This window comes from Streptomyces spinoverrucosus, assembly GCF_006539505.1.
Taxonomy (GTDB): domain Bacteria; phylum Actinomycetota; class Actinomycetes; order Streptomycetales; family Streptomycetaceae; genus Streptomyces; species Streptomyces spinoverrucosus.
In genome coordinates, this window is sequence record NZ_BJND01000084.1 from 19381 (window position 1) to 29809 (window position 10429).

The 10429-nt window shown below is 71.4% G+C and carries 8 protein-coding genes and 1 pseudogene; 7 read left to right on the forward strand and 2 right to left on the reverse strand.

What is annotated here, in order from left to right:
• The first annotated feature begins 6 nt into the window (after nucleotides 1–6).
• The 3 genes from SSP24_RS37595 (at nucleotide 7) to SSP24_RS37605 (ending at nucleotide 3291) form a co-directional block, all read left to right on the forward strand.
• A complete protein-coding gene (locus SSP24_RS37595; protein ID WP_141314934.1) occupies nucleotides 7–2400 on the forward strand; it encodes an ATP-binding cassette domain-containing protein in 2394 nt (797 codons plus the stop codon).
• Between the two features lie 80 nt (nucleotides 2401–2480).
• Nucleotides 2481–2855: a helix-turn-helix transcriptional regulator gene (locus SSP24_RS37600; protein WP_218037135.1), complete on the forward strand. Its 375-nt coding sequence runs from the start codon at nucleotides 2481–2483 to the stop codon at nucleotides 2853–2855.
• A gap of 10 nt (nucleotides 2856–2865) precedes the next feature.
• The gene (locus SSP24_RS37605) at nucleotides 2866–3291 is read left to right on the forward strand and encodes a VOC family protein (RefSeq protein ID WP_141314938.1); all 426 of its coding nucleotides are present in this window, start codon (nucleotides 2866–2868) and stop codon (nucleotides 3289–3291) included.
• A 63-nt stretch (nucleotides 3292–3354) separates the two neighbouring features.
• Here the strand turns inward: SSP24_RS37605 and SSP24_RS37610 are convergent.
• Nucleotides 3355–4578: pseudogene (locus SSP24_RS37610) on the reverse strand (glycosyltransferase 87 family protein); the annotation flags it as partial.
• Between SSP24_RS37610 and SSP24_RS37615 the strand changes: the two are divergent.
• Nucleotides 4562–5704: a glycosyltransferase family 4 protein gene (locus tag SSP24_RS37615; RefSeq protein ID WP_141314940.1), complete on the forward strand. Its 1143-nt coding sequence runs from the start codon at nucleotides 4562–4564 to the stop codon at nucleotides 5702–5704. The pseudogene SSP24_RS37610 and the gene SSP24_RS37615 sit on opposite strands and share 17 nt — an antisense overlap.
• A 63-nt stretch (nucleotides 5705–5767) precedes the next feature.
• Here SSP24_RS37615 and SSP24_RS37620 read toward each other — a convergent pair whose 3' ends face one another.
• Nucleotides 5768–7564, reverse strand: a complete 1797-nt coding sequence (locus SSP24_RS37620) for an AMP-dependent synthetase/ligase (RefSeq protein ID WP_141314942.1) — start codon at nucleotides 7562–7564, stop codon at nucleotides 5768–5770.
• 337 nt (nucleotides 7565–7901) lie between these two features.
• On the opposite strand from SSP24_RS37620, the gene SSP24_RS37625 reads away from it, so the two are divergent.
• From SSP24_RS37625 to SSP24_RS37635, 3 genes are all read left to right on the forward strand, one after another.
• Complete coding sequence (locus SSP24_RS37625) at nucleotides 7902–8699, forward strand: metallophosphoesterase family protein (RefSeq protein ID WP_141314944.1); 798 nt, start codon at nucleotides 7902–7904, stop codon at nucleotides 8697–8699.
• Between the two features lie 133 nt (nucleotides 8700–8832).
• On the forward strand, nucleotides 8833–9273 hold the full coding sequence (locus SSP24_RS37630) for an SRPBCC family protein (RefSeq protein ID WP_141314946.1): 441 nt from the start codon (nucleotides 8833–8835) through the stop codon (nucleotides 9271–9273).
• Between the two features lie 80 nt (nucleotides 9274–9353).
• Nucleotides 9354–10429: ArsA family ATPase (locus SSP24_RS37635; RefSeq protein WP_141314948.1), on the forward strand; the 1076-nt coding region annotated here is incomplete at its 3' end.

Genomic DNA, 10429 nt, shown 5'->3' on the forward strand with positions numbered 1-10429 from the left:
GGAGACATGAGCATGCCCACGAGAACGAACACGCAGTCGCCTGCGCCGCACGCTGCCGACAGCCACGACATGATCCGCGTGCACGGGGCGCGCGAGAACAACCTCAAGGACGTCAGTATCGAGATCCCCAAGCGCAGGCTGACGGTGTTCACCGGTGTGTCCGGCTCGGGCAAGAGCTCACTGGTGTTCGACACCATCGCCGCCGAGTCGCAGCGGCTGATCAACGAGACGTACAGCGCCTTCGTGCAGGGCTTCATGCCGACGCTGGCGCGGCCCGAGGTCGACGTGCTCGACGGGCTGACGACCGTGATCAGCGTCGATCAGCAGCGGATGGGTGCCGATCCGCGGTCCACGGTAGGTACCGCCACCGATGCCAACGCGATGCTGCGCATCCTCTTCAGCCGGCTCGGCGAGCCGCACATCGGCCCGCCCAGCGCGTACTCCTTCAACACCGCCTCGGTCCGCGCGAGCGGCGCGATCACCGTCGAGCGCGGCAACAAGACCAAGGCGGAGAAGGCGACCTTCACCCGCACCGGCGGCATGTGCACGCGCTGCGAGGGACGCGGCTCGGTCTCCGACATCGACCTCACCCAGCTCTACGACGACTCCAAGTCGCTCGCCGAGGGCGCGTTCACCATCCCCGGCTGGAAGTCGGACAGCCAGTGGACCGTCGGGCTCTACGCCCAGTCGGGCCTCCTCGACCCGCACAAGCCGATCCGCGAGTTCACCGAGAAGGAGATGCACGACTTCCTCTACGGCGAGCCGACCAAGGTCAAGGTCAACGGCGTCAACCTCACCTACGAGGGGCTGATCCCCAAGATCCAGAAGTCGTTCCTGTCCAAGGACAAGGAGGCGATGCAGCCGCACATCCGGGCGTTCGTGGAGCGGGCCGTCACCTTCACCACCTGCCCCGAGTGCGACGGCACCCGCCTCAGCGAGGGCGCCAGGTCGTCGAAGATCAAGGACATCAGCATCGCCGACGCCTGCGCGATGGAGATCCGCGACCTGGCCGAATGGGTCCGCAGGCTCCAGGAGTCCTCGGTGGCGCCGCTGCTCACCGCGCTGCAGCAGACCCTCGACTCGTTCGTGGAGATCGGCCTCGGCTACCTCTCGCTGGACCGGCCCGCGGGCACCCTGTCGGGCGGTGAGGCGCAGCGCGTCAAGATGATCCGCCACCTCGGCTCCGCGCTCACCGACATCACGTACGTCTTCGACGAGCCCACCATCGGCCTGCACCCCCATGACATCCAGCGGATGAACGACCTGCTGCTGCGGCTGCGGGACAAGGGCAACACGGTCCTCGTCGTGGAGCACAAGCCGGAGGCCATCGCGATCGCCGACCACGTCGTCGACCTCGGCCCCGGCGCCGGTACGGGCGGTGGCACCGTCTGCTTCGAGGGCACCGTCGAGGGGCTGCGGGCCAGCGGCACCGTCACCGGCCGCCATCTCGACGACCGGGCGGCCTTGAAGGAGACCCTGCGGACACCGAAGGGCACGCTGGAGATCCGCGGCGCGACGGCGAACAACCTGCGCGGCGTCGACGTCGACATTCCGCTCGGGGTGCTGTGCGTGGTCACCGGCGTCGCCGGGTCCGGCAAGAGCTCGCTGATCCACGGCTCCGTCCCCGCCTCGGCCGGCGTGGTGTCGGTCGACCAGACGCCCATCCGCGGCTCCCGGCGCAGCAACCCGGCGACGTACACCGGACTGCTCGACCCGATCCGCAAGGCGTTCGCCAAGGCCAACGGGGTCAAGCCGGCGCTGTTCAGCGCCAACTCCGAGGGCGCCTGCCCCACCTGCAACGGCGCCGGTGTCATCTACACCGACCTGGCGATGATGGCCGGGGTGGCCACCACCTGCGAGGACTGCGACGGGAAGCGGTTCCAGGCGCAGGTGCTGGAGTACCGGCTCGGCGGGCGCGACATCAGCGAGGTGCTCGCGATGCCGGTGACCGAGGCCGAGGAGTTCTTCCGTGCCGGGGAGGCGGCCACGCCGGCCGCGCACAAGATCCTCGACCGGCTCGCCGACGTCGGGCTCGGCTACCTCACCCTCGGCCAGCCGCTCACCACGCTGTCCGGCGGCGAGCGGCAGCGGCTGAAGCTCGCCACGCACATGGCCGACAAGGGCGGCGTCTACGTCCTCGACGAGCCGACGACGGGCCTGCACCTCGCCGACGTCGAACAGCTGCTCGGCCTGCTCGACCGGCTGGTGGAGTCCGGCAAGTCGGTCATCGTCATCGAGCACCACCAGGCGGTCATGGCGCACGCCGACTGGATCATCGACCTCGGCCCCGGCGCCGGCCACGACGGCGGCAAGATCGTTTTCGAGGGCACCCCGGCCGACCTCGTCGCCGCCCGCTCCACCCTCACCGGCGAGCACCTCGCGGCGTACGTCGGCGGCTGACCAGGGGGCTGTGGGAGACTCGTCGGGTGAAACGGCAGGATCTCGACGACCTCGTCCGGCTGCGGCGGGCCCGCGACCGGATGGACCGCGACTACGCCGAGCCGCTCGACGTCCCGGCGCTGGCGCGGGAGGCCCTGATGTCGCCGGGTCACTTCTCCCGCAGCTTCCGCGCCGCCTACGGCGAGACGCCGTACAGCTACCTGATGACCCGCCGCATCGAGCGCGCCAAGGCCCTGCTGCGGCGGGGCGATCTCACGGTGACCGAGGTCTGCTTCGCGGTCGGTTGTACGTCGCTGGGGTCGTTCAGCTCGCGCTTCACCGAGCTCGTCGGCGAGAGCCCGAGCGCCTACCGGGCCCGCAGCCACGACCAGGGCGCCGCCATCCCGGCCTGCATCGCCAAGATCTACACGCGACCGGTCAGGAACGGAGAAGCGCGGCCCGCGGATCGCCCGTAGCGTGTGCGGCATGGACATCAAGCTCTCCACCTGCTTCATCGCCGTCGACGACCACGACAAGGCGATTGCCTTCTACCGCGACGTGCTCGGCTTGGAGGTACGCAACGACGTCGGGTTCGAGGGGATGCGCTGGGTGACCGTCGGGTCGCCCGCACAGCCGGACGTCAACATCGTCCTGGAGCCGCCCGCCGCCGACCCGAGCACCTCACCGGCCGACAAACAGGCGCTGGCGGAGCTGATGGCGAAGGGCCTGCTGCGCGGCGTCCTGTTCGCGACGGAGGACTGCGACGCCACCTTCGAGCGGATCAGCGCCTCGGGCGCCGAGGTGCTGCAGGAGCCGATGGACCAGCCCTACGGCGTGCGCGACTGCGCGTTCCGCGACCCCGCCGGGAACCTGCTCCGCTTCACCCAGCCTCTCGCGAAGCCCGGGAAGTGAGCCCGCGGGCCCCGTTGAGGGGTCCGCCCTTCGGGTCCGCGTCCATGCGGCCCGCCGGTCGGTGCGCGTCACCGACGTGCGCCACAGCTCGCGCGCCGCGACGACGGTGGCCAGCACCAGCAGGCCGTTGCGGACGAACAGGAGAGTGACGCCGAGCGGGTCGCTCGCGACGACGTGCGAGAACCACAGCGGGAACTCCAGCATCGTCACGAGGGACGCGAGCAGGACCAGGGCGGCCGGTACGCGCATGCCGGTGCGGCGGAAGCAGAGGCAGACCGCCGCGAGCCCGACCAGCCACACCATGTACTGCGGGCTGATCACCCGGCTCGTGGTCGTGAACATCAGCACCGCCACGAAAGCGGCGTCCGCGAGCGTGTGCGGCACGAACCGCGTCGCCCTCAGCCGCCACAGCAGCAGCCAGCCGAAGGCGATCCCGGTCAGCGCCAGGGCGGCGGTGCTCACCACGCCGACGTACGGGCCGAGGAACTCCACCGAGCCGTAGTTGAGCAGCACCTGCCCGTCCCAGCCGAAGTGCCGCGCCACATGGAACACCAGCGCGCCCAGCGACTCCACCTCGGTGCCCCGGTCCCGCTGGAAGGTCAGGAACGCGAAGGCGCCCGGCATGGCCAGCGCGAACAGCGCCACCAGCACCCCCGCGGTCACCGCCGCCGCGGCCCACGCCCGGCGCCGCACGGCACCGATCAGCAGCAGCACCGGCCACACCTTCAGCATCGCCCCGAAGCCCGCCAGCGCCCCCATCAGCCGGGGCCGGCGGGCGCCCGCGAGCAGCGCGGCCACCGCTACGGCCGTGACCATCACGTCGTAGCGCGCGTACACCGTCGGCCCGAGCAGCGGTACGCCCACCACCCACACCCAGGCGCCCCGCACCGTCCGGCCGGGGCGCAGGCCCGCGTTCAGCAGCAGCGCGAGGACCGCCAGGTCGGCCAGGAAGGCCAGGACGAAGAACGCCTGCGCGTAGTCGAGGAAGAACAGCAGCGCCGGGGAGAGGATCGCGAGGGCGGCCGCGGGCGGGTACTGCCAGGTCACGTCGTCCAGTGGGAACGTCCCGGTGCGCAGCACCTCGTACCAGCCCTGGTAGATCACCGAGACGTCGCTGGTGACGTCCGGGCCGGGGAAGACGTACACCTTGAAGACGGACAGGAGCAGCAGCAGTCTGGTCAGTCCCCAGAGCGCGAGAAGTCCGGTCGGGGATCGCGTTCCGTCCGTCCTGTCCACCCGCGTGAGTTTACGTTGGGTAGGGTCGGCGCTGATGCGCAAGACCCTCATCGTCACGAACGACTTCCCGCCCCGCCCCGGCGGCATCCAGGCGTTTCTGCACAACATGGCGCTCCGGCTGGATCCCGACCGGCTCGTCGTCTACGCCTCGACCTGGAAGCGGAGCCGCGAGGGCGTCGATGCCACCGCCGCCTTCGACGCCGAGCAGCCCTTCACCGTCGTACGCGACCGGACGACCATGCTGCTGCCCACGCCCGCCGCGACCCGGCAGGCCGTCGCACTGCTGCGCGCGCACGGGTGCACGTCGGTGTGGTTCGGGGCGGCGGCGCCGCTCGGGCTGATGGCGCCGGCGCTGCGCCGGGCGGGCGCCGAGCGGCTGGTGGCCACCACGCACGGGCACGAGGCGGGGTGGGCCCAACTGCCCGCCGCACGGCAGCTGTTGCGCCGGATCGGCGACTCCACCGACACCCTCACCTACCTCGGCGAGTACACCCGCTCACGGATCGCGCAGGCGCTGACGCCGGACGCGGCCGCGCGGATGGTGCAACTGCCGCCCGGCGTCGACGAGAAGACCTTCCACCCGGACTCCGGCGGCGACCGGGTGCGGGCCCGGCTCGGGCTCACCGACCGGCCCGTCGTCGTGTGCGTCTCCCGGCTCGTGCCGCGCAAGGGGCAGGACACGCTGATCCTCGCCATGCCGCGGATCCTGGCCAAGGAGCCGGACGCGGTGCTGCTGATCGTCGGGGGCGGGCCGTACGAGGGTGAGCTGCGCAAGCTGGCGCGGGAGACCCGGGTCGAGGACTCCGTGGTCTTCACCGGGTCCGTGCCCTGGTCGGATCTGCCCGCCCACTACGGCGCCGGTGACGTCTTCGCCATGCCGTGCCGCACCCGGCGCGGCGGGCTCGACGTCGAAGGGCTCGGCATCGTGTACCTGGAGGCGTCCGCGACCGGGCTGCCGGTCGTCGCCGGGGACTCCGGGGGAGCGCCCGACGCCGTGCTCGACGGGGAGACCGGGTGGGTCGTGCGCGGCGGGTCCGTGGAGGACGCCGCCGACCGGATCGTCACGCTCCTCGGGGACGCGGAGCTGCGCCGCCGGATGGGGGAGCGGGGGCGCAGCTGGGTCGAGGAGAAGTGGCGGTGGGATCTGCTGGCGGAGCGGCTCAAGGAGCTGCTGTAGACGCACTGTGGCGCGGGTCCCGGTGAGAGGGACCCGCGCCATGACGGTGCGTCAAACGACTTGCTACTTCTGGTAGATCGCCTCGATCTCGGCCGCGAAGTCCTTCGCCACCACGTTCCGCTTCAGCTTCAGCGACGGCGTGAGGTGCCCCGAGTCCTCGCTGAACTGCGAGTCCAGGATGCGGAACTTGCGGACCGACTCCGCCTTGGACACCGCCGCGTTGCCGTCGTCGACGGCGGACTGGATCGCCGCCAGCAGGTCGGGGTCGTCGCGCAGGGACGCGGCCGTGGAGTCGGCCGGTTTGCCGTGCTCGGCGGCCCAACGGCCCAGGAACTCCTCGTCGATGGTGATCAGCGCGCCCACGAACGGCCGCGCGTCACCGACCACCATGCACTCCGCGACCAGCGCGTGCGCCCGGATCCGGTCCTCGATCACGGCCGGCGCGACGTTCTTGCCGCCCGCGGTGACGATGATCTCCTTCTTGCGGCCGGTGATCCTGAGGTACCCGTCCTCGTCGAGGGTGCCGATGTCGCCGGTGTGGAACCAGCCGTCGGCGAGGGCCTCCTCGGTCGCGCCCGGGTTGTTCCAGTACTCCTTGAACAGGTGCTCGCCGTGCAGCAGGACCTCGCCGTCGTCCGCGATCCGCACCACCGAGCCCGGCAGCGGCTGGCCGACCGTGCCGATCTTCTGCCGGTCCCAGGGGTTGAAGGCGGTGGCGGCGCAGGACTCGGTCAGGCCGTAGCCCTCCAGGACCGTGAAGCCGATGCCGCGGAAGAAGTGGCCGAGCCGCTCGCCGAGCGGGGCGCCGCCGGAGATGGCGTACTCGCCGCGACCGCCGAGGACCGCGCGCAGCTTGCTGTAGACGAGCTTGTCGAAGACCTTGTGCTTGATCTTCAGGCCCATCGAGGGGCCCGAGGGCGTGTCCAGGGCCTTGCTGTACGCGATGGCCGTGTCGGCGGCCTTGTCGAAGATCTTGCCCTTGCCGTCCGCCTGGGCCTTGGCGCGGGCCGAGTTGTAGACCTTCTCGAAGACACGCGGCACACCGAGGATCAACGTCGGCCGGAACGCGGCCAGTTCGTCGGTGAGGTTCTTGATGTCCGGGACACAGCCCAGCTTGATCGGCGCCATCATCGGCGCGACCTGGACCAGCCGGCCGAAGACATGGGCGAGCGGCAGGAAGAGCAGCACGCTGCACTCGCCGGTGCGGAACAGGGGGCGCAGGCGCTCGACGACGTTGCCGCACTCCGCGAAGAAGCTGCGGTGGGTGAGGACACAGCCCTTGGGGCGGCCGGTGGTGCCGGAGGTGTAGACGATCGTCGCGGGGTCGTCGGCCTTCGCCAGCGAGCTGCGCTCCTCGACCGTCGCGTCACTGACGCCCTTGCCCAGCCGGCCCAGTTCGTCGATGCCGCCGCCCTCGATCTGGAAGACGTGCTTCAGCTCCGGCAGCCGGTCGCGCACCGACTCGACGGCGGCCGCGTGGTTGTCCGTCTCCACGATGCAGGCGGTCGCGCCCGAGTCGCTGAGGATCCACTGCACCTGCTCCGGCGAACTGGTCTCGTACACCGGTACGGTGACCGCGCCCGCGCTCCAGATCGCGAAGTCGAGCAGCGTCCACTCGTAGCGGGTACGGGACATCAGACCGACCCGGTCGCCCGGCTGCACACCGGAGGCGATGAGGCCCTTGGCCGCGGCCCGGACCTCGTCGAGGAAGGCGGCGGCCGTCACGTCCTGCCAGGCGGCGCCGGCCTTGCGGGCGATCACGGCGACGTCGGGATGCTGCGCGGCGTTTCTGCGGACGATGTCCGTCAGGTTGCCGTCCGAGGGGACCTCGTACAAAGCCGGAAGGCTGAACTCGCGCAAGACTGCTGCTCCTCATAGGGCGCCGGCGCCACGACGTTGTGTGATGCGACGGTCCGGTCCAAGGCTCGGGCAGAGTGCTCAGGCGCCGGCAGGAGCCAACGGTCCCACTGGTTGAAAACCCGAGCACGACTGGACTGCCCGGACGTTACCCGCCGGTATGGCGTCTACGACAGGGGGGTCCGGCGAGATGTTCGCTGCGTCACACAGTTGTTGCTGCGTTGATGTTCCTGTTGGTGCTCCTGTGCGCACAGTAGTCGACGGGTTTCCCGACTGGCGAGTAATCGCAGGTCCGGCCGCCACTGTTCACGTTAGTCGCACACCTTTACCCTTGATCGCCATGGCACCCACACCAGCCGGTGGCCGCAGGACGCGGATCCATGTGGTCAGCGACGTGCACGGCAACGCACGTGACCTCGCACGCGCCGGGGACGGCGCGGACGCGCTCGTCTGCCTGGGGGACCTCGTCCTCTTCCTCGACTACGCCGACCACTCGCGCGGCATCTTCCCCGACCTGTTCGGCGTCGAGAACGCCGACCGCATCGTCGCCCTGCGCACCGCCCGCCGCTTCGAGGAGGCGCGTGAGCTGGGCGCGCGGCTGTGGGCCGGGGTCGGCGAGGACCGGGCGGCGGTGATCGAGCGGGCGGTGCGCAAGCAGTACGCCGAACTGTTCGCGGCGTTCCCGACACCGACGTACGCCACGTACGGCAATGTCGACATGCCGCCTCTGTGGCCGGAGTACGCCGGGCCGGGCACGACGGTGCTGGACGGCGAGCGGGTCGAGATCGGGGGCTGGGTGTTCGGCTTCGTGGGCGGCGGCCTGCGCACCCCCATGCGCACGCCGTACGAGATCAGCGACGAGGAGTACGCGACGAAGATCGAGGCGGTGGGTGAGGTCGACGTGCTGTGCACACACATCCCGCCGGAGGTGCCGGAACTGGTGTACGACACGGTGGCGCGGCGCTTCGAGCGGGGGAGCCGGGCGCTGCTCGACGCGATCCGCCGCACCCGGCCCCGCTACTCCCTCTTCGGGCATGTCCACCAGCCGCTCGTCAGCCGGATGCGGATCGGGGGGACCGAGTGTGTGAACGTGGGGCACTTCGCGGGCACGGGGCGACCGTGGGCGCTGGAGTGGTGAGGTCCGCAACTGGTGTGCGGCCGGTACGCGCAGGTAGGGGTGACGGCGGGTGGGGCGCCGCGCGGTAGCCTTCACGCTGCACACACGTGCGCACGACGACCTCTTGCCGGACCGCACTGGAGGAGCCACGGCGATGGCGGAACACACCAGCTCGAGCATCGAGATCGAGGCGGCTCCGGCCGACGTCATGGCGGTGATCGCCGACTTCGCCCGCTACCCGGACTGGACCGGTGAGGTGAAGGAGGCGGAGGTCCTCAAGACCGACGGCGAGGGCCGCGCCGAGCACGTGCGGCTGGTCATGGACGCCGGCGCGATCAAGGACGACCAGACGCTGGCGTACACCTGGACCGGGGAGCACGAGGTCTCCTGGACGCTGGTGAAGTCGCAGATGCTGCGGTCCCTGGACGGCTCGTACCTCCTGAAGCCGGCGGGCGCGGGCTCGACCGAGGTCACCTACCAGCTGACGGTGGACGTCAAGATCCCGATGCTCGGGATGATCAAGCGCAAGGCGGAGAAGGTGATCATCGACCGGGCGCTGGCGGGCCTGAAGAAGCGTGTGGAGTCCGGGCAGTAGCTCTCGCACCACCTGATTCTCACCACGCCGGGCGGCCGTGGGGCAGGCGGGCCGCCGACACCCCGGTACGGTTCACCGTCATGCGCACCATCTTGATCACCGGGCCCGGCGGCAGCGGTCGTACCACGGTCGCCGCGGCCACCGCGCTCGCCGCTGCCCGTGCCGGCATCCGCACGCTCGTCCTCGGCACCGACCGGACCGACACGCTCGGGGCCGCGCTGGGGACGGTGACCGGACCGGCTCCCGTGGAGGCCGCGCCCGGCCTCACCGCCTGGCGTCCCGACGCGGCCGCCGGTTTCCGGGAGGACCTCGCCGGGCTGCAGGAGCGTGCGTCCGCCGTGCTCGACCTGCTGGGGGCGAGCCCGCTCGACCCCGAGGAGCTCACCCCGCTCCCCGGCGCCGAGGAGCTCGCCATACTCCGCGCCCTGCGCGACGCCGCCCTCGCCGAGGCGCACGAGCTGCTCGTCGTCGATCTGCCGCCCACCCCGCAGGCCCTCGCCCTCCTCGCCCTCCCCGAGGAACTCCGCCGCTATCTGCGCCGCCTGCTCCCGCCCGAGCGGCAGGCCGCCCGCGCCCTGCGCCCCGTACTCGGCCGACTGGCCGGCGTGCCCATGCCCGCCGAGTGGCTGTACGAGACCGCCGCCCGCTGGGACCTCGAACTCGCCGCCCTGGAAGCTGTCCTGGCCGACCGGGCCACGACCGTACGGCTCGTCGCCGAACCCTCCCCGGCGAGCCTCGACGCCGTCCACACCGCCACCCTCGGCCTCGCCCTGCGCGGCCTGCGCCCGGACGCGCTGATCGCCAACCGGGTGCTCCCGGAGGAGGCCGGGATCGGCTGGCTCGCGGGACCGCTCGCCCAGCAGCGGAAGGCCGTCGACGAGTGGGCTGCCGCCTACGACGTACGCAGCGTCCCCCACCTGGGACACGACCCGCGCGGCGCCGACGACCTCACCGCCCTCGCCGTACCCGTGGTCGAGGCGGCCCCCGCCCGCGTCGAGTGGCCCGTCCAGGACCGGCTCGCCGACGACGGCGTACTCGTCTGGCACATCCCGCTCCCCGGCGCCGCACGCGAGGACCTCGACCTCGTCCGGCGCGGCGACGACATCGTGATCACGGCCGCCCAATTCCGCCGCGTCGTCCCACTCCCCTCGGCCCT